This window comes from uncultured Microbacterium sp. (assembly GCF_963521695.1).
Taxonomy (GTDB): Bacteria; Actinomycetota; Actinomycetes; order Actinomycetales; family Microbacteriaceae; genus Microbacterium.
This window is the reverse complement of sequence record NZ_CAUQWC010000045.1, coordinates 1-18,058: the sequence shown is the minus strand read 5'-3', so window position 1 is coordinate 18,058 and position 18,058 is coordinate 1. Positions and strand designations below refer to the sequence as shown.

Genomic DNA, 18,058 nt, shown 5'->3' with positions numbered 1-18,058 from the left:
TGGACCCTCACCCGCGATCTCCCCATCGACGAGGCCGCTCTGGAGGCCCCCTCGGCCTCGATCCTCGACGACGCGGCGGTTCCGCTTCTTCGACGCCTCTCGCGCGGAGGGGCTACGGATGCAGCCCGCCTCCTCCGCGAGCACCCGGAGTGGGCCGCGATCATCCGGCGCGGGCGACCCGAGGCGGTTGCGGGGTGGTGGGCGGGACTCTCGCCCTCCACGGCTGCCGCGCTGGTCACGGGCGTGCCCGCCCTGATCGGCATTCTCGACGGCGTCGCCCTGTCAGATCGTGTGGCGGCCAATCGCAGTCGCGCCGCGGCGCACCTGACCGAGCTTCGCGCGAAGCGCGACCGGGCGGTCGGCATCCACCCCTTCACGGGTGTTCAGCGATCCCGCGCCATTCCCTCGGCAGATATCGATTCCATCGAACGGGAGACGGACTATTTTCAGGCCGTGGCCGATGGTCGGAAACAGCTCTACGCGTGGGACCCCCGTCACGGTTCACTCATCGAGATGTCGGGGAATCCGTCCACCGCGAAGGCCGCGCTCTTCGTCGTCCCCGGCACGAACACCAGGGCCGACTCGTTCTACGGCGACGCACCCGTGACCGGGTTCGCGAACTGGCAGGTGCGAGGCGGACGCGAACACGTTCTGGCGTTCACCGTAATGACCGGCCCCATGCCCCAGCTGACCGATATCCCCTTCGGCGGCGGCCCCCAGTGGAACCAGTACGCACACGAACGCGCACCGGAATACGCCCAGTTCGTCCAGGGTGTGCGCGCCGCAGAACCGAGCGTCTGGACCATGAGCTACGAGCATTCATACGGCGGTGGTGTCGGCAGCGCCGCCGAGGCATACGGCGGCATCGTGAATGCGCGATTCCTGGCCGCGTCCGTTGGTGCGGTGGACGGGTACGTGCCTTCGGATGGAACTATCTACTACTCGGCACAGGGGCCGGACGATATCAATCGCTATTACGCGGGACTCCAGCTGGGACCGCTGGGGTTCGGTGAAGGTCCAGAATCGTTCGGCCGCGTCCAACTTGTCGAGTCGGGGCTCCCGGGTATGAACCCGGCCAACGTCGCCCTCGGGGTTCCGTTGGTCGTGGCCGAGAGCGTAGAGCATCACAACGCGCTGATGAGCGATGACGAGAGAGTCAACGGCACAGTCTTAAACGCGGTCAACCAAATACTGAACAAGGCGAAGGCACATCAATGAGACGACTGACGGCATCGAGCGTGATAGTCATAGCGGCATTCCTCGGCGGATGCTCCGCACCGGCAACCACCTACGCGGAGGTGCGCTCCGAGACGCTGGATGCCCTGCAGACGTTTTCGGACTTCGTTCCCGAGCCGAAGGAGATACTCGTCACCCCAGAGTTCGAACCATATCCGTGCGGAGAGGGGCAGGCGCTGCAGACCGGCCAAGGCGCCTTCTATACGGGACAGTGGGCGCTCTTCGTACAGGACGATTTCGACATCCCCCAGTTCGTTCGAGAGGTCCCGCGGCTCTTGGGTGAGGACTGGCGAGTCGAGGAGCTGGGCATACCGGTGGACTTCGCAGAGGTCTACCTTGTCCGGGATTCTCCCCGCATGAGCCTCAAGGTCGAGGAGTCCACGATCGACGGTCGCAAAGCCATCGACGTCCTCGCCATTTCCCGCTGCGGCGGAATGTCCGACGACGAGCGCTCCGCGACGTTCCCGCCGCCGGCACCTCGACCGGCGCTGTAACGAGCGAGCCCGTCACCACACCCCGCGAACGAACTCCCCCACCATCGGACCCAGCCCCGCGCCGATCTCGAGCGCCGGCCGCCGCGCACCTTTCACCTCGAACGAGTGATTGCCGCCGACGACCCAGTGCACCCGGGCATCCTGGCACGAGGCCACGACCTCATCGAACTGCGCCCGCGGGTCGATGAAGGGGTCGTTCTCCCCCTCGACGAACAGCTGCGGAACCGCAATGGCGGGAAGGTGCTCACGGCGCGGCTTGTCGGGCCGACCGGGCGGGTGCAGGGGGTAACCCAGGTAGACCAGCGCCGCGGGGGCGATGACTCCCTCGGCGCAGGCGACCGACGCCATCCGCCCGCCGTACGACTTGCCCACGGCGGCCCAGGGACCGGGCGCCGCGGCGCCGAGCCACGCCTGCACGCCCGCCCACGTCGCGACGGCGTGAGCGGCGGGTCCGGGCATGCGGCGTCCGGCCTCGACGTAAGGGAAGACGAAGCGCAGCACCGACACACCGTCCGCCACCAGTGCGTCTGCCAGTCCGGCGAGGAACGGATGCTCCATACCCGCGCCCGCTCCGTGAGCCAGGGCGATCGTCGCCGTCGGCGAATCGGCCCGCGCCCACAGCCCGGACACCTCGGAGGGGCCCGTCGGCAACGCGACGGGAATGCGGACGGGTTCGGTCGTCACCGGGTGGGCGGCGCAGGGTCGCCGTCGGCGTCCTCGTCACCGCGCGGCGCAGGCGTCACGCGTTCGCCGTACCGGGGCGGCTCCTCACCGGTCGGAGCGGGCGATGACGCGGGAGACGCCGTGGGGGCCGGCGGGCGCGGCGGAGCGGCCGGGGCATCGCCCCGGGGCGACACGCGTTCCCCGTACTGCGGTGGCCCGGCCTCACCGACGGGAGCGGTGACCGGGGGTCGAGGCGCAGCCGCGGGGGCCTCGGTCCCCGGTGCCACACGCTCGCCGTATCGCGGCGGCGCCGCATCGTCCGGAGCGGGTCGTGACACGACGGTTCGCTGCGCTCCCGTGGGTCCGACGATGCCGCGAGCCTTGTGCGCACTGCCCGCGGCGACGCACACGTCGTAGTGGTCGGCGGCGACCTGCATGACCGACGCGAAATCACGGCGACGGCGCACGATCGAGTACGTGCCCAGGCTCAGCAGCATGCCGAGCGCCATTCCGACCAGCAGCACGCCGACGAAGGCGGAGATCTGCACCGTCGGGGTCCCGAGGACGAAGATGAACGCGAAGAGCAGCCCCAGCATGAGGCCGTTCAGCGCGCCGGAGCGAGCGGCCGTGGCGTAGCCGAGCTTTCCGGTGATGCGCTCGATCGACCGCAGGCCCGACCCGACGATGGCGATGTCGCGCGCGGGAACCTCGCCGGCGATCAGCGACGAGACCGTCTTCTGCGCCTGCTCGTACGTCGGGAACGAAGCGATCTTCTCGCCGACGTCGTCGCGGCCGGCACCCGGACGCTGCGCGAACATACTCATTTCACCATCCTGTCACGCGCGCCTGACCGTTCCCGAGGTGTTCACCGAGACCTGCGGACTACGCTGGACCGGTGAGCACGCAGAGGGTTTTCGTCGCCCGTTTGACGGGCTGCACGGTGTTCGACCCGGCGGGAGACCGTCTGGGCAAGGTGCGCGACGTCGTGGTGATCTACCGCGCGTCGGCGGCGCCGCGCGTCGTGGGGCTCGTCGTCGAGATCCCCGGCCGTCGACATGTGTTCGTGTCGATCGGGCGCGTCACCTCCATCCAGTCGGGTCAGGTCATCACGACCGGCCTCATCAACGTTCGCCGCTTCCAGCAGCGCGGTGGCGAAGTGCGCGTGATGGCCGAGATGCTCGGGCGCCGCGTGAGCCTCGTCGACGGCTCCGGCGGCGCGGTGATCGAAGACGTCGCGATCGAGCGCAACCGCCTTGGCGAATGGGACGTGGGCCAGCTGTTCCTGCGTCGCCCGCGCACGAGCGCCTCCCCGTTCGCCAAGGGGGCGACGACTTTCGCCGCCTGGGGTGAGGTGCGCGAGAACCAGACGCCCGGCGAAGCGCAGTCCGCCGAACAGCTCGTCGCGACCTACTCCGAGCTCAAGCCCGCCGATCTCGCCAACACGCTCCTCGACCTGCCCGAGGAACGTCTGATCGAGGTGGCGGAAGAGCTCAGCGACGACCGCCTCGCCGACGCCCTCGAAGAGATGCCCGAAGACGAGCAGGTGCACATCCTCGAGCAGCTCGGCGACGAGCGAGCCGCCGACATCCTGGATGCCATGGAGCCCGATGACGCGGCCGACCTCCTCGGTCAGCTGCCCGAGTCCCGTTCCGAGCAGCTGCTCGAGCTGATGGAACCCGACGAGGCCGACGACGTGCGCGCCCTTCTGCAGTACGGGCCCGACACCGCCGGCGGTCTCATGACGCCCGAGCCCATCGTGCTGTCGGCGGATGCCACGGTGGCCGAGGCCCTCGCCCTCATCCGCCGTCACGAGCTGCACCCCGCACTCGCGGCATCCGTGTTCATCACCCTCCCGCCGTACGAGACGCCCACCGGGCGGCTCCTGGGCACGGTGCACTTCCAGCGGATGCTGCGCTACCCGCCGCACGAGCGACTCGGCGCCATCATCGACGACACCCTCGAGCCCGTTCCCGCCGACGCCACCGCGGCCGAGGTGGCGCGCCTGCTCGCCAGCTACAACCTCGTGTCGCTGCCCGTGGTCGACCAGGCGCATCGTCTCGTCGGCTGCGTCAGCGTCGACGACGTGCTCGACTACCTGCTGCCCGACGACTGGCGCACGCACGACGGCGACGATCCGAAACCCCAAACGACGACCCGACGGCTCACGACGCAGAGCATCCCCACCCAGGTCCCGCACACCCCGAGGAGGCGCTGATGGCACGCACGAACCGACGTCCCGCCCTCGACGCACCCCGTGGACGCACCGGGGTTCTCGCCCCCCGCGCCCCGCAGCCCTCCCGCGACCGTTTCGGGCGCTTCACCGAGTGGGTCGCCCGTGCGATGGGCACGCCGACGTTCCTGCTCTCGCTCACGCTCTTCTGCGTCGTGTGGATGGCCTTCAACACTTTCGCACCCGACGAACTGCGCTTCGACTCGGCGGCGATCGGCTTCACCGCGCTGACGCTCGTGCTCTCGCTGCAGGCGTCGTATGCCGCTCCTCTCATCCTGCTCGCGCAGAACCGACAGGACGATCGCGACCGCGTTCAGATCGAGCAGGACCGCCAACGCGCCGAACGCAACCTCGCCGACACCGAGTACCTCGCCCGTGAGATCGTCGCGCTGCGGATGGCCGTGCGCGATCTGACCGACGAGGTCATCACGAAAGACTCCCTGCGCGCCGAGCTCAAGGCCGCCCTCGAGCGTCTCGACGAGCACGACGAGCACCCGCGGTCCGGCTCGTGACGAACGAGCTCGCGGAGCGCGTCCGCGCGGCCGTCGCGGCGGTCACCGACCCCGAGCTGCGCCGCCCGCTCGGCGAGCTCGACATGCTGCGCGGCATCGACGTGCACGGGTCGACCGCCGACGTCGCGATCGCCCTGACCATCGTCGGGTGCCCGGCCGCCGATCGCATCGAGCGCGATGTCCGGGATGCCGCGGTCTCCGTCGTCGGCATCGACACGGTCGATGTGCGGGTCGGCGTGATGTCGCCCGACGAGCGGAACGCCCTGACCGAGAAGCTCCGGGGCGGGCGGGCCAAACGGGAGATGCCCTTCGGCCCCGATTCGCTCACCCGCGTCATCGCGGTCACGAGCGGCAAGGGCGGTGTCGGCAAGTCGACCATCACGGCCAACCTCGCCGTGGCTCTCGCGGCGCGGGGCTTACGCGTCGGACTGGTGGATGCCGACGTTCACGGATTCTCGATCCCGGGCCTGCTCGGCCTGGTCGACGCCGACGGCCTGCCACCGGCACCGACGAGGCTCGACGACCTCATCCTCCCGCCCGTGGCCTACGGCGTGAAGGTCATCTCGATCGGGATGTTCCTGCGCCGCCCGGGAGAAGACGCCGCGGGCGCAGTCGCCTGGCGTGGTCCGATGCTGCACCGCACCGTGCAGCAGTTCCTCACCGACGTCTTCTTCGGCGACCTCGATGTGTTGCTGCTCGACATGCCCCCGGGCACGGGCGACGTGGCGATCTCGGTGGGCCAGCTGCTCCCCCACGCCGACGTGCTCGTCGTGACGACCCCGCAGGCGGCCGCCGCCGACGTCGCCGTTCGGTCGGGCCTCGTCGCGCGCCAGACGGGCCAACGACCCATCGGCGTGATCGAGAACATGTCCGCGATGACCCTCCCCGACGGCACCCTGCTCGACCTGTTCGGCGCCGGGGGCGGCGAAGCCGTGGCCCGCGCCCTCTCGAGCGAGAACGACGACGTGCCCCTGCTGGCATCCGTCCCCCTGAGTTCCGCCCTGCGGACCGGCGGCGACGACGGGCGTCCGGTCGTCATCGCGAACCCCGACGACCCCGCCGCCCGCGCCATCGACGCCGCCGCCGCGGCCCTCGCGGTGCGCCCGCGTGGACTCGCCGGCAAGCCGCTGCGCCTCGGCGTCTGACCCGGTCCCTCTGTTCTGCGGCGAGGGTCGGCTCAGGTGGCCTCGTCGTCGAACGGGGGTCGCTCCCCCGCGACGAAAGGCGTCGTCTCGGGCTTCTCGCGGGCGGCCAGCGCCGCCGCACCCGCCGCGCGCATCGTCGCGGTCGGCGTGTCGTCGAGCAGAGCCTCGCGGATGATGCGACGCGGGTCGTACTGACGCGGATCGAGCTTCTTCCAGTTGACGTCGTCGAACTCGGGGCCCATCTCATCGCGCATCCGCGACCGCGCGCCCTGCATGGTCTCTTTCGCGCGCTTGGTGAACTTCGCCAGCGCCTCGGCGTAGCGAGGCAGGCGCTCCGGTCCGATGAGGACGGCCGCGATCACGCCGATCAGCATGAGCTTCTCGATCGTCAGCCCAAAGAACATGCCTCCAGATTACCGGCCGCGCCTGGGGGTCCCGCACCGATCGGCCGTCTAGCCTGAACGAGGAGGTCCACGTGAGCGGTCAACAGGCGAACGAGCGGTTCGTGCAGGAGTCGACGGTCGAGCCCGAGCACATCGCTCGCGCACGGGCGCACGCTCTCGAACTGGGCGCTGCGCCCATCAGCGCGGCGGTCGGTGCCCAGGCGGCGGTCATCGCGGCGGCATCTCGAGCCCTCAACATCGTCGAGGTCGGAACCGGCGGCGGTGTCTCCGGCCTGTGGCTGCTCCACGGTTCACCGCGCGCGACCCTCACCACGATCGACAAGGAACCCGAGCATCTCGGCGCCGCGAGGTCTGCGTTCATCGAGGCACGCGTCCCCGCCGCGCGTGCGCGGTTCATCACCGGCCGAGCATCCGATGTCCTGCCGCGCATGAACGAGGCGTCCTACGACATCGTGTTCATCGACGCCGATCCCGAGGGTGTCATCGAATACGTCGAGCATGGGCTGCGACTGGTTCGCGCCGGCGGTACGGTCCTCATCCCCCGCGTGCTCGCGAACGGCGCCGTGGCCGACCCCGTGCGGCGCGACGCCGTGACGACGGCCTACCGCTCGCTGATCCAGGAGGTGCAGACCTCTCCGGCCGTCATCGGAGCCCTGTCGACCACCGGTGAGGGCCTCCTGCAGTTGACGACGCGCCCGACCGACGTCTGAGCGACGGAGCGCGGTCTCGGGATCGGAATCGGCAGACCCTTCGCGGGTCTCGAGCCGACGCGACAGCCTTCGCGGTTCGTCGGCGTTCCCGCGCACTCGCGGTCTCCGCGCCTCACGACGACCGGGTCACAGGTCGTCCGCCGAACTCGCGCAGACCATCCGCCCCGGGAAACACGGAAGGCCGACCCCGGAGGGCCGGCCTTCGCACGTTTGACGGTCGTCAGGCGGTGACGACGCCCCCGAGGACGTCGTAAAGTTCTTTCGCCTCGGCATCGTTCACGGAGACGACGAGTCGTCCACCCCCCTCGAGCGGCACCCGCACGATGATCAACCGACCCTCCTTCACGGCCTCCATCGGTCCGTCACCGGTACGCGGCTTCATGGCTGCCATCGCGGCCCCCTTCTCGTGATTGCTCTCCTACTAGTTTAGTCGGTCACCGGCGCAACCCGCCGTCAAAGGTCGTCACCGGACGTCGTAAGGTCACGGAATCTGCCAATACGTGTTCCCGAGCGCGTACATGTTGTAGATCCACCACCACTGCCCGGTCAGGGCGAGGGCGAGCATTCCGAGACGCCACGGCAACGATCGCGGAACCGCAAGGGCACCGAAGAGGGGCGACGCCGGCACGAGCAACCGGAAGACGCTCGACTGCGGGAAGAACACCAGCAGGAGGTAAACGAGGTAGCTCGCCGACCAGAGGCGCACCTCGATCCCGAGCTTCTTCACCTGCGGCAGCAGAAGCAGACCCGCCGCGACGGCGACGACCAGCAGGAAGAGGAAGATATAGCCCATCTCGGGACCGAGACCCCACTGCGTGAACCAGAAGCCCGCGGCCTTGACCCACCCGTCGACCGGCACGAAACCGCTCTCACCGCCCAGCCAGTTGCGCCGCCAGGCGAGCTCGGTGGCGAGGTAGGCACCCGGATCGCCGGTCACGACAGCGGCGACCCACTGCCAGGAGAAGCCCACGAGGGTGGCCAGAGCGCCCACCGACACGATGTGCACCACGTCACGCGCGGGCAGCGCCTCGCTGCGTCGGCGGACGAAACGATGGATGCCGTAGAGCCCGAGGAAGAGCGCGAAGGCCAGGATGCCGGGGCGGGTGAAGCCCATGGCCGGCACCAGGAGGTACAACCAGCCCCACCGTCGTCGCTGGACGCATCGGATCGACAGGAACAGCAAGAAGAGGAAGAGCGTCTCGGCGTACCCGACCTGGAACAGCGCGGCGAGCGGGCCGCACGAGAAGAGCACGACCGCCCACATCGCGGCATCCCCTCCGATGCGCTCCCGCAACATGGAGTACAGCACGACGCACGCCCCGTACCCCGCGACGAGCGAGACCACGATGGCGCCCGCGCCCCACGACCCGAGGAAGAATCCGAGACCGGCCGAGAGATAGGCGTACAGCGGCATGAACGCCCAGGCGTTCTCGGCGATGTGCCCCGCCTCGGCGAGCGGCAGCTGCGACGGGTACCCCGACACCGCCACCGTCCAATACCACTGCGCATCCCATCCGATGGCGAGATCCGACAGCGAGGGGGCGATCCCGAATCGCGAACCCTCGGTCGACAGTGACGCCGCGAACAGGAAGAAGGCCGTCGTGATGAGACGTGCGATCACGTAGACGATGGCGATCCGCGCCGCGACGGGAAGCCGCGTCCACGCGTTCGCGATGGTAGCGGTGGCGGCTGGAGCGGTCACGACGCGCTCAGCCAGGCGCGGAGCCCGCGTTCGACCGCGTCGATCTGCGCGACGGGGACGCGTTCCTCATCGTGGTGCGCGAGGTGCGGGTCGCCGGGACCGTAGTTCACCGCCGGGATGCCGAGCGCCGAGAATCGCGCCACGTCGGTCCAGCCGTACTTGGGTGTGGGCGTTGCGCCGACGGCATCCACGAATTCCTTCGCCAGAGGCGCGTCGAGCCCCGGTCGCGCACCCTCGGCGATGTCGACGATGTCGACCTCGAAACCGGTGAACACGTCTCGGACGACGCGTGCGGCGCCCTCGGCGTCGCGGCTGGGAGCGAAACGGTAGTTCACCTCGACCTCGCAGGCGTCGGGGATGATGTTGCCCGCGATGCCGCCCGAGATGCGCACGGCGTTGAGTCCTTCGCGGTAGACGAGTCCCTCGACCTCGATCTCGCGGGCCCGGTACTCGGCCAGGCGGGCGAGGATGGGGGCGGCCTTGTGGATCGCGTTCTCACCGATCCAGGAACGGGCACTGTGCGCCCGCACGCCGTCGGTGCGGATGAGGGCGCGGAGCGTGCCGTTGCAGCCCCCCTCGACCTCGCCGTTGCTCGGCTCACCGAGGATCGCGAAGTCGCCCTCGAACAGGTCGGGGCGGTTGCGTGACAGACGCCCGAGACCGTTGAGCGTGGAGTCGACCTCTTCGTGGTCGTACCACATCCATGTGATGTCGACCGCGGGGTCGGTGAGCTCCGCGGCCAGCTTGAGCTGCACCGCGACGCCGGCCTTCATGTCGACGGTGCCGCGCCCCCAGAGGAACGCCTGTCCGTCGATATCCCGGTCTTCGACGGGCAGGTTGCGGTTGATCGGGACCGTGTCGATGTGCCCGGCGATGACGACGCGTCGGCGACGACCGAGCGAGGTGCGCGCGACGATCGTGTCGCCGTCGCGAATGACCTCGAGGTGGTCGTAGGCGGAGACGGCGGCCTCGATGGCATCCGCGAGAGGAGTCTCGTCATCGGACACGCTGGGGATGTCGCAGATCACCCGGGTGAGGTCGACGGAGGAGGCGGTGAGGTCGAGCACGGGCATGCCCCCGATCATTTCACACGCGCCCGCGCCGGTAGCCTGAGGGTGTGAGCAACGAACGACGCATCAGCGCTGCCGGCCTCTCCACGCGGACCCTCGACGGAACGGTGCTCGACGCCTGGTTCCCGCGGCCGGTCCTCGGCTCCTCCTCTGATCTGGATGCCGAGAAGGAGGCGCTCGAAGCCTCTGCCGGTCCCGACGAACGACGCGCTGTCGTCGTCGAAACGGTGGCGCTCACCATCGACGCGGACGCTCCCCCCGTTTCGACCGTCGACGCCTATCTGCGCCTGCACGCGCTGTCGCACCTGCTCGTGCGTCCGAACGAGATCAACCTCGACGGCATCTTCGGCCACCTCCCCAACGTCGCGTGGACCAATGCCGGTCCGGTGCACCCCGACGATGCGGCGCGGCTCCACCCGCTGCTGAAGCGCCACGGCATCGAGGTGCAGGGTCTCGACAAGTTCCCCCGCCTGACCGACTACGTTCTGCCGGCGGGCGTGCGTATCGCCGACGCGTCGCGCGTGCGCCTGGGGGCGCACCTCTCCCCCGGAACGACGGTGATGCACGAGGGCTTCGTCAACTTCAACGCCGGCACCCTCGGTTCCTCGATGGTCGAGGGCCGCGTGTCGCAGGGCGTCGTCATCGGCGACGGCACAGACATCGGCGGCGGCGCGTCGATCATGGGCACGCTGTCGGGCGGCGGCACCCACCGTGTCTCGATCGGCGCGCGAACTCTCCTCGGCGCGAACGCGGGTATCGGCATCTCGCTCGGCGACGATTGCGTCGTGGAGGCGGGGCTCTACGTCACCGCCGGCACGAAGGTGAAGGTCGGTGACGACACGCTCAAAGCCGGCGAGCTGTCGGGCCGCGACGGCATCCTGTTCCGTCGCAATTCCCTGACCGGCGCCGTCGAGGCATCGGCGCGCGCCGGTGTCGGCGTGACGCTGAATGAGGCGCTGCACGCCTGACGCCGCTGCACCCTTCCCTCGAGCCTCTCGAACCCGCCGACCTCGACCGTCCTGCGACGCCGCCCCGACCATGTCCCAATAAGCGCAAGCCATGTCCCAAATGTGCTGACTGAGGCCACCCCAGGCCACACAAAGTGGGACATGATCCACCGACTGCGACCCGGCGACGCGGCCCCCGACCATGTCCCAATAAGCGCAAGCCATGTCCCAAAATGTGCTGGCTGAGAGGGCCTCAGACCGCACAAAGTGGGACACACGTCTCAGCCCCACCCCAACGAAACGCCCCGCCCCTCGCGTGGAGGGACGGGGCGTCGTGGCGCGACGTGTCAGCCGATGCCCGGGTAGTTGCGCTCGGCGGCACCCGTGTACAGCTGCTGCGGGCGGCCGATCTTGGTCTGCGGGTCGGTGATGGCCTCGCGCCACTGGGCGAGCCAGCCGGGGAGGCGACCGATGGCGAACAGCACCGTGAACATCCGCGTCGGGAAACCCATCGCCTTGTAGATCACGCCGGTGTAGAAGTCGACGTTCGGGTACAGACGACGCTCCTTGAAGTAGTCGTCTTCGAGGGCGATCTGCTCGAGCTCCTTGGCGAGGTCGAGGAGCGGGTCGCTGACGCCGAGGGCCTCGAGCACCTCATCTGCCGCGCCCTTGACGAGCTTCGCGCGCGGGTCGTAGTTCTTGTAGACCCGGTGGCCGAAGCCCATGAGCTTGACGCCGGCTTCTTTGTTCTTCACGCGCTCGACGAAACGCTCGACGCTCTCACCGGAATCGCGCATGCGCCCGAGCATCTGCAGCACGGCCTCGTTCGCTCCGCCGTGCAGGGGACCGGAGAGGGCCTGGATGCCGGCGGAGATCGACGCGAACTGGTTGGCACCGGTGGAACCCACCAGGCGGACGGTCGAGGTGGAGGCGTTCTGCTCGTGGTCCTCGTGCAGCATCAGCAGCAGGTCGAGGGCCTTCGTCATGACGGGGTTGATCTCGTACGGCTCGCTCATGACGCCGAAGTTGAGCTTGAGGAAGTTGTCGACGAAGCCCATCGAGTTGTCGGGGTAGAGGAACGCCTGCCCGATGCTCTTCTTGTGCGCGTACGCCGCGATCACCGGAAGCTTGGCGAGCATGCGGACCGTGTTGAGCTCGACGTGCTCGGGATTGTGCGGGTCGGACTCCGACTCGTAGTACGTCGACAGAGCAGCCGTCGCCGCCGACAGCACCGACATGGGGTGCGCGGTCGGCGGGAGCGACGAGAACAAGCTCTTCAGGTCTTCGTGCAGAAGGGTGTGACGGCGGATGCGCTCGTCGAACGACGCGAGCTCGGACGCCGAAGGGAGCTCGCCGTAGATGAGCAACCACGCCACCTCGAGGTAGGTGCTGTTCTTCGCGAGCTGCTCGATCGGGTAACCGCGGTATCGCAGGATGCCCTGGTCGCCGTCGATGTACGTGACGTCGGACTTCGTCGAGGCGGTGTTGACGAATCCGTAATCGAGCGCCGTATGACCCGTCTGCTTGGTCAGCGACGCCATATCGATGCTCGGTACACCGTCGGTACCTCGCAGGACCGGGAATTCGGCGGTGGTACCCCCCACCGTGAGGGTGGCCTTGTCGTGCTGCGTACCCGCGTCGCTCACCGCGCCTCCTTGCGATTTCTGGTCGCCCGTGTGGTCGATAGCGGGGTCCTGAGGCTCCCGCGTCACGTCGACCAATGGATGCCACGGGTGTGTCATCCGGGTCGGCACGCGCACGGATGGTGACCCGGGCACAGTGCTTTTACAGCCTAGTAGTCACGCTGGCGTACAGACGACACCGCCAAAGGATGCCCCCACCGAATGGAGGGATCCTCCTTTTCGCGCCGCCGGCCTGGCGGCATCCGCTCATCGGCGCGTCTTCGGTATAACCAGCGGCGTGCCCGACTCGGGGTCGGTGATGATGCGGCACGGCAGGTCGAAGACCTCCTCGACCGCGGCAGCGGTGAGGACCTCGGCGGGCGACCCGTCGATCACGATCCGGCCCCGCTTCAGCGCGACGATGCGGTCGGCGTAGCGTGCCGCGTGGTTCAGATCGTGCAGCACGGCCACGATCGTGCGACCCCGTTCGCGGTGGATACGCCTGAACAGCTCGAGTGCGTCGAGCTGATGGGCGATGTCGAGGTACGTGGTGGGTTCGTCCAGCAGCAGGGTGTGCGTGTCCTGCGCGAGCGCCATCGCGAGCCACACCCGCTGACGTTGGCCGCCCGAGAGCTCGTCGACGTCGCGCCCGGCGAGGTCGGTGACGCCGGTGGCCTCCATCGCGTCTCGCACCGCGGTCTCGTCGACGTGCGTCCACGCGGCGAAGGGTCGGCGGTGCGGATAGCGGCCCCGGGCGACGAGGTCGGCGACCCGCATGCCGTCGGGTGCCGAGCTGGACTGCGGCAGGATCCCGAGCGAGCGGGCGAGCTCCCGTGGCGACCGGGCACGCAGATCCTGTCCGTCGAACACGATCGAGCCGGAGGCAACCGGCACGAGGCGGGCGATCGCCCGCAGCAGCGTCGACTTGCCGCACCCGTTGGGTCCGACGATCGCCACGAATGATCCCGCGCGGATTCCGAGTGACAGAGCGTCCACGACGGTCGGGCCGTGCGGGTAGGCGATCGACGCGGCGGTGACGGTGATGACCTCGGCGGGCACGGCATTCGAGAGCGGGGTCACAGGAGTCCTCTCTCGGCGAGCAGTTCTTCGAGGCGGTCTGTCTGTACGGCGTCGTCCGCGTCGGAGGAGAGCACGTCGTCGATCGCCCGGCGGAGGTCGGGTCCAGCCGCATCGAAGCGCGCGGACCAGCGCTCGCTGTCGCGGCGCCAATAGCCCATCGTCATCCAGCGGTGCGTCGGGATCCGACGCTCCCGGCGCAGCGTCGAGCGCACGGCCCGCATCTCGGCGGCCTCGCCCGCGAACCAGACGTAGGCGGCTGAGTCGCGCGCGCACAGTCGCTTCGTCTCGGCGACGAGCTCCTCGGCCGCGCACCACCGCACCTCGTCACGCGAGCGCACCGGAAGACGCTGCCGGTCGGCCGGATCGTCGACGTGCACCAGCACCGTCACCGGAGGCGTCGGTTGCTGCGAACGCGCCCGCTCGTCGAGGATGCGGCCGATCGCCGGCAGAGCCGTCGCATCGCCGCTGAGCACGATGCGCGTGGTGTCGACCGGGGGCGCGTAGTGTCCGCGGGGTGCGTCGAACGACACCGCATCGCCGACGGCGGCGCGCGCCGCCCATTCAGTGGCCGGACCGTGGCCGTGCAGCAGCAGGTCGACGACGATCTCGCCAGTCTCGGGACGCCGCTCGCGCAGGGTGTAATACCGCTTGACCGGGGCGCCGTCCGGGCCCGGCACCCAGAGCCCGAAGAACTCGTCGGCAGCCTGCGGCGGGGCGAGCACCGTGCCGTCGAGGCTTCGCACGTCGCCGAGGACCACACGCACCATATGCGCGCTCACGCGTGACACCGCCGCCACCACGGCTGCGTACGCGGGGCGATCGTCTCGATCGGTCATCTGTCATCCTTCTGTCGGCGGGTGAGGAGCCACGCGAGATAGACACCGCCGAGGCACACCGTCACCAGGCCCGTGGGCAGCATGGCGGGGGCGAGCAGGCGGGAGGCGAGCAGATCGCTCGCGCTCAAAAGCACGGCACCGGTCAGCGCCGATGCTCCGAAGGGGATGGCTCCGGTGTGCCAGAGCCGCCGGGCGATCTGCGGCGCCGCCAGGGCGACGAAGCCGATCGGGCCCGTCACGGCGGTGGCGACCGAGATCATCCCGACCCCGGCCACCATCGCCGCCCACCGCACGGTCGCCGGGCGCACGCCCAGGCCGGCGGCCCGGTCGTCACCGAACTCCAGCGCCTGCAACGCCGGCGCACCCGCGGCGACGGTGACGGCTCCGACGACGAGGGCCACGGCCGCGGGCAGGATCCAGGCCGCATCGACCCCGTTGAGCGAACCCGTCGCCCACACCGCCGCTGCGCGGGCGCGCACGTCATCCAAACGCAGGACGAGCACGATGTTGACCGCTCCGAGCATCGCGGTGACGCCGATCCCCGTGATCACGACGGTGAATCCGCGAAGGCCGCCGCGGGCGCTGAGACCGAACACCACCACCGCCGCCACCAGGCCGCCGACGACGGCCCCGCCGGTCAACGCGAGGAACGACGTGGCGCCGACGACCGTCGCCAGCAGAACCCCCGTGAACGCCCCGACCGAGAATCCGAGGATGTCGGGGCTCCCGAGAGGGTTGCGCGTCACCGTCTGGAACAACGCCCCCGACAGGCCCAGGAGCGCCCCGATCACGATGCCCAGCGCCGCCCGCGGCAGCCGCCATTCACGCACGACGAGAATCGTTCCCGGGTCTCCGGAGCCGGCGAGCGCGGCCAGTGCGTCGCCCGGCGCGACGCCCAGATCGCCCAGGGCCAGGGTGCCCAGGGTGACCGCCGCAAGAACGAGAGCGCACACCGTCCACGCCGCGGTACGGCGGCGGCGAAGCGTCGGCTGCGCCCGGATCGCGGAGGTCACGAGGGTCTCCGCCGCCGGTGCACGAGCGCGATGAGCACGGGAGCGCCGAGGAAGGCGGTGACCACCCCGAGCGACAGCTCGCCGGGCGCGACCACCGTGCGGGCGAGCAGGTCGGAGACCAGCAGCAGGATGGGGCCGGCGACGAGGCTGGCGGCCACCGTGCGCACCTGGTCGGCTCCGGTGACCGCGCGCACGGCGTGCGGGACGAGCAGCCCGACGAAGCCGATCGGGCCGACGGCGGCGGTGGCGGTGCCGCACAGGAGCACGATCGCCACGAGTCCCGCCGCGCGCACACGCGCGACGCGCGCGCCCAGGCTGTGCGCGGCATCCTCCCCCAGCACGAGGAGGTTCAGCCCGGGGCCGATCGCGACCGCGAGCACGAGACCGGCCGCGATCAGAGCCGCCACGAGCAGAGCGACGGGGGTGTCGCGCGCGGCGAGCGACCCGGCCTCCCACACGCGGATGCGCGCGTACTCGGCGGGGTCCACCAGGCTCAACGCCTGGGTCACCCCCGACAGCACGGCGCCGAGGGCCACGCCGGCGAGGACGAGCCGGGCGACGGATGCCGAGCGACCGACCCCGCCGAGGAGGGCGACGGCGAGGCCGGCGACGCCGGCGCCCACGAAGGCGAACAGCAGAGTGGTCCCGAAGCCGTGCAGTCCGAGCCCGACGAAGGCGACAGCGACGGCGAACGACGCGCCCGCGTTGACCCCGAGCAACCCCGGCTCGGCGAGCGGGTTGCGGGTGAGCGCCTGCATGACGACGCCGGCGACGGCGAGTGCGGCGCCGACGGCGATGGCGAGGAGAGCGCGGGGCACGCGCAGGGTGTGGACGATGATCGAGGCCGTCGAGGCGTCGGGATGCCGCAGCAGATCGAACACCTGCACGGGAGTGAGGAGAGGATCGCCGACGCACAGCGAGGCGACGGCGAGAGCGGCGACCGCGAGGAGCGCGGCGGCGGTCAGGCCCACGGCACGCGGACGGGTCGTCGAGGAGGGCCGCGTGAGACGGCCCGCCCCGACGGGGTCGACGCTCACCGACTGAGCGGCTGGAGGACGTTGTCGACCAGTTCGTGCACCCACTGCTGAGCCGTCTCGTAGTCGGTCACCGAGGAGCGCATCGCGTAGATGTCACCGGTCTGGGCGACATCGAGGCTCTGGAACAGCGGCGACGAGCGGATCTCCTCGATCGCGTCGTAGGGCGTGCCGTCGACCGCCGAGAAGGTGAGGGCGTACGTGACCCCGTCGAAGACGGTGGGCAGCTGTTCGAGCGGGAGGGAGACGTAGCCTCGCCCATCGGTGTCGACCAGGGAGGCCGCCCCCGCACCGTAGCGCAGACCCAGCTCGTCGACCACGAGATCGCCGGTGGCGCCGGTCGGGAGCTGTACCGAGAACTGCCCCGGCTCGTCGCCGAACGAGAAGTTGACCCACCGGTTGCCCTCGATCACCCCGCGGTAAGTCTCCGTGGTCTCATCGCGGAGGGTCTCGTAGGCCGCCTTGCTCGCCGTCCAGGTGTCTGTGGTGCCGGTGGCCGCAGCGGTCTGCTCGGTGATCTGCTGCCAGTCCCCGCGGTCGGCTCCCCCGACGATCACGGTCGGGGCGATGGTGCGCAGGCGCTGATACGTGCTCTCGTCGACCTCGTCGGCGTCGCCGACGATGAGATCGGGTCGTGCGGAGGCGAGCGCCTCGAAGTTGATCTCGCCATAGGTGCCGACCTTCGTGGCGTCGGAGATGTAGTCCATCTGCTCGGCCGTGTAGCTGTCGGCCCACCGCGAGTAGTCGATCGTGGCGACGGGCTTCACCCCGAGCGACATCAGCTGCCACGGGGTGTCGTACGACACCCCGGCCACGCGTTCCGGATGCTCCGGCACGTCCACCGGGCCGTACACCGATTCGACCGTCGCGGAGGTCGTGGGCGCCGACGTCCGGGCGGGCGAGGCGCATCCGGCGAGGAGGGCGAGGGCGAGCGCGGCGGTGGCGGCGACCACACCGGGGCGGCGTGTTCTGAGCACGGGAGACTCCTAGGAGATCAGGTAAGGGTTACCTAATTATCGCCGGGGATACCGACCCGTGCGGGCACGAGCATCCCCCCGTCAGCCGAATTCTTTCGCGAATCGGTCATCTCGACGCCCCACGGCGAACTCTCGCGGGCTCGCTCCCACGCTGTCGCGGAAGGCCGTCGAGAACGCGGCGGCCGAGTCGTAACCCACCCGCCGGGCGACGACGGCCACCCCGGCGCCCGCGGCGAGCGCGGCCATGGCCGCCTGCATGCGCAGCTGCACGCGCCAGCGCGAGAACGGCATCCCGGTCTCGTCGCGGAAGCGCCGCGCGAAGGTGCGCGAGCTCACCGAACTGGCCCGCGCCCACTCCTCGACCGTCCGCGCGTCTCCTGGCG

Annotated in this window: 20 protein-coding genes; 7 read left to right on the top strand and 13 right to left on the bottom strand. The window is 69.9% G+C overall.

Translation table 11 applies throughout. The features are described 5' to 3' along the window. The coding region (locus RWP81_RS05395) for a hypothetical protein (protein WP_314453206.1) at positions 1–1,218 on the top strand (1,218 nt) is incomplete at its 5' end. Then, on the top strand, positions 1,215–1,730 hold the full coding sequence (locus tag RWP81_RS05390) for a hypothetical protein (protein ID WP_314453203.1): 516 nt from the start codon (positions 1,215–1,217) through the stop codon (positions 1,728–1,730). The genes RWP81_RS05395 and RWP81_RS05390, both read left to right, overlap by 4 nt. Before the next feature lie 12 nt (positions 1,731–1,742). On the opposite strand, the gene RWP81_RS05385 is transcribed toward RWP81_RS05390, so the two are convergent. Further along, the gene (locus RWP81_RS05385) at positions 1,743–2,414 is read right to left on the bottom strand and encodes an alpha/beta family hydrolase (protein ID WP_314453200.1); all 672 of its coding nucleotides are present in this window, start codon (positions 2,412–2,414) and stop codon (positions 1,743–1,745) included. Beyond that, on the bottom strand, positions 2,411–3,217 hold the full coding sequence (locus RWP81_RS05380; protein WP_314453197.1) for a general stress protein: 807 nt from the start codon (positions 3,215–3,217) through the stop codon (positions 2,411–2,413). Before RWP81_RS05380 ends, RWP81_RS05385 begins: the two co-directional genes overlap by 4 nt. Before the next feature lie 71 nt (positions 3,218–3,288). Here RWP81_RS05380 and RWP81_RS05375 point away from each other — a divergent pair, with 71 nt between their 5' ends. Genes RWP81_RS05375 through RWP81_RS05365 form a run of 3 tightly spaced genes read left to right on the top strand, consistent with a single transcriptional unit; the run spans position 3,289 to position 6,280 of the window. Further along, positions 3,289–4,608 carry a magnesium transporter MgtE N-terminal domain-containing protein gene (locus RWP81_RS05375; RefSeq protein WP_314453194.1) on the top strand — a complete coding sequence of 440 codons (1,320 nt, stop codon included), beginning with the start codon at positions 3,289–3,291 and terminating at the stop codon, positions 4,606–4,608. Continuing rightward, on the top strand, positions 4,608–5,135 hold the full coding sequence (locus RWP81_RS05370) for a DUF1003 domain-containing protein (RefSeq protein WP_314453193.1): 528 nt from the start codon (positions 4,608–4,610) through the stop codon (positions 5,133–5,135). Before RWP81_RS05375 ends, RWP81_RS05370 begins: the two co-directional genes overlap by 1 nt. Next, positions 5,132–6,280 (top strand): Mrp/NBP35 family ATP-binding protein, encoded by a 1,149-nt coding sequence (locus RWP81_RS05365; RefSeq protein ID WP_314453190.1) that lies wholly within the window; start codon positions 5,132–5,134, stop codon positions 6,278–6,280. Before RWP81_RS05370 ends, RWP81_RS05365 begins: the two co-directional genes overlap by 4 nt. Positions 6,281–6,312: 32 nt before the next feature. Here the strand turns inward: RWP81_RS05365 and RWP81_RS05360 are convergent, their stop codons facing one another. Then, positions 6,313–6,684 (bottom strand): Sec-independent protein translocase TatB, encoded by a 372-nt coding sequence (locus RWP81_RS05360; RefSeq protein WP_314453187.1) that lies wholly within the window; start codon positions 6,682–6,684, stop codon positions 6,313–6,315. 71 nt (positions 6,685–6,755) lie between these two features. Between RWP81_RS05360 and RWP81_RS05355 the strand changes: the two genes are divergently transcribed. Continuing rightward, positions 6,756–7,394, top strand: a complete 639-nt coding sequence (locus tag RWP81_RS05355) for a class I SAM-dependent methyltransferase (protein ID WP_314453183.1) — start codon at positions 6,756–6,758, stop codon at positions 7,392–7,394. Positions 7,395–7,614: 220 nt separating this feature from the next. On the opposite strand, the gene RWP81_RS05350 is transcribed toward RWP81_RS05355, so the two are convergent. The 3 genes from RWP81_RS05350 to dapE all read right to left on the bottom strand — a co-directional run bounded on the left by RWP81_RS05350 (position 7,615) and on the right by dapE (position 10,169). Continuing rightward, the gene (locus tag RWP81_RS05350) at positions 7,615–7,785 is read right to left on the bottom strand and encodes a DUF3117 domain-containing protein (protein WP_074615842.1); all 171 of its coding nucleotides are present in this window, start codon (positions 7,783–7,785) and stop codon (positions 7,615–7,617) included. A gap of 90 nt (positions 7,786–7,875) precedes the next feature. Further along, complete coding sequence (locus RWP81_RS05345) at positions 7,876–9,096, bottom strand: hypothetical protein (RefSeq protein WP_314453174.1); 1,221 nt, start codon at positions 9,094–9,096, stop codon at positions 7,876–7,878. Further along, on the bottom strand, positions 9,093–10,169 hold the full coding sequence (dapE, locus tag RWP81_RS05340) for a succinyl-diaminopimelate desuccinylase (RefSeq protein ID WP_314453171.1): 1,077 nt from the start codon (positions 10,167–10,169) through the stop codon (positions 9,093–9,095). The genes RWP81_RS05345 and dapE overlap by 4 nt, the downstream gene beginning before the upstream one ends. A 44-nt stretch (positions 10,170–10,213) precedes the next feature. On the opposite strand from dapE, the gene dapD reads away from it, so the two are divergent. Further along, positions 10,214–11,134 carry a 2,3,4,5-tetrahydropyridine-2,6-dicarboxylate N-succinyltransferase gene (dapD, locus tag RWP81_RS05335; RefSeq protein WP_314453168.1) on the top strand — a complete coding sequence of 307 codons (921 nt, stop codon included), beginning with the start codon at positions 10,214–10,216 and terminating at the stop codon, positions 11,132–11,134. A gap of 326 nt (positions 11,135–11,460) precedes the next feature. Here the strand turns inward: dapD and RWP81_RS05330 are convergent, their stop codons facing one another. The 7 genes from RWP81_RS05330 to RWP81_RS05300 all read right to left on the bottom strand — a co-directional run. Then, positions 11,461–12,759, bottom strand: coding sequence for a citrate synthase (locus RWP81_RS05330; RefSeq protein WP_314453166.1), 1,299 nt, complete (start codon positions 12,757–12,759; stop codon positions 11,461–11,463). Between the two features lie 243 nt (positions 12,760–13,002). Next, the gene (locus tag RWP81_RS05325) at positions 13,003–13,815 is read right to left on the bottom strand and encodes an ABC transporter ATP-binding protein (RefSeq protein ID WP_314453162.1); all 813 of its coding nucleotides are present in this window, start codon (positions 13,813–13,815) and stop codon (positions 13,003–13,005) included. After that, complete coding sequence (locus tag RWP81_RS05320) at positions 13,812–14,651, bottom strand: siderophore-interacting protein (RefSeq protein WP_314453159.1); 840 nt, start codon at positions 14,649–14,651, stop codon at positions 13,812–13,814. The genes RWP81_RS05325 and RWP81_RS05320 overlap by 4 nt, the downstream gene beginning before the upstream one ends. Then, a complete protein-coding gene (locus RWP81_RS05315) occupies positions 14,648–15,664 on the bottom strand; it encodes an iron chelate uptake ABC transporter family permease subunit (protein WP_314453157.1) in 1,017 nt (338 codons plus the stop codon). The genes RWP81_RS05320 and RWP81_RS05315 overlap by 4 nt, the downstream gene beginning before the upstream one ends. Then, the gene (locus tag RWP81_RS05310) at positions 15,661–16,701 is read right to left on the bottom strand and encodes an iron ABC transporter permease (RefSeq protein ID WP_314453154.1); all 1,041 of its coding nucleotides are present in this window, start codon (positions 16,699–16,701) and stop codon (positions 15,661–15,663) included. The genes RWP81_RS05315 and RWP81_RS05310 overlap by 4 nt, the downstream gene beginning before the upstream one ends. Next, positions 16,698–17,675, bottom strand: coding sequence for an ABC transporter substrate-binding protein (locus tag RWP81_RS05305; protein WP_314453151.1), 978 nt, complete (start codon positions 17,673–17,675; stop codon positions 16,698–16,700). The genes RWP81_RS05310 and RWP81_RS05305 overlap by 4 nt, the downstream gene beginning before the upstream one ends. An 81-nt stretch (positions 17,676–17,756) precedes the next feature. After that, the coding region (locus RWP81_RS05300) for an AraC family transcriptional regulator (RefSeq protein WP_314453148.1) at positions 17,757–18,058 on the bottom strand (302 nt) is incomplete at its 5' end.

What these genes read in the sequence shown, in the direction of transcription:
- RWP81_RS05390 (WP_314453203.1), top strand. Translation starts at nt 1,215, where the DNA reads ATGAGACGACTGACGGCATCGAGCGTGATAGTCATAGCGGCATTCCTC.
- RWP81_RS05380 (WP_314453197.1), bottom strand. Translation starts at nt 3,217, where the DNA reads ATGAGTATGTTCGCGCAGCGTCCGGGTGCCGGCCGCGACGACGTCGGC.
- RWP81_RS05370 (WP_314453193.1), top strand. Translation starts at nt 4,608, where the DNA reads ATGGCACGCACGAACCGACGTCCCGCCCTCGACGCACCCCGTGGACGC.
- RWP81_RS05360 (WP_314453187.1), bottom strand. Translation starts at nt 6,684, where the DNA reads ATGTTCTTTGGGCTGACGATCGAGAAGCTCATGCTGATCGGCGTGATC.
- RWP81_RS05350 (WP_074615842.1), bottom strand. Translation starts at nt 7,785, where the DNA reads ATGGCAGCCATGAAGCCGCGTACCGGTGACGGACCGATGGAGGCCGTG.
- dapE (WP_314453171.1), bottom strand. Translation starts at nt 10,169, where the DNA reads ATGCCCGTGCTCGACCTCACCGCCTCCTCCGTCGACCTCACCCGGGTG.
- RWP81_RS05320 (WP_314453159.1), bottom strand. Translation starts at nt 14,651, where the DNA reads ATGACCGATCGAGACGATCGCCCCGCGTACGCAGCCGTGGTGGCGGCG.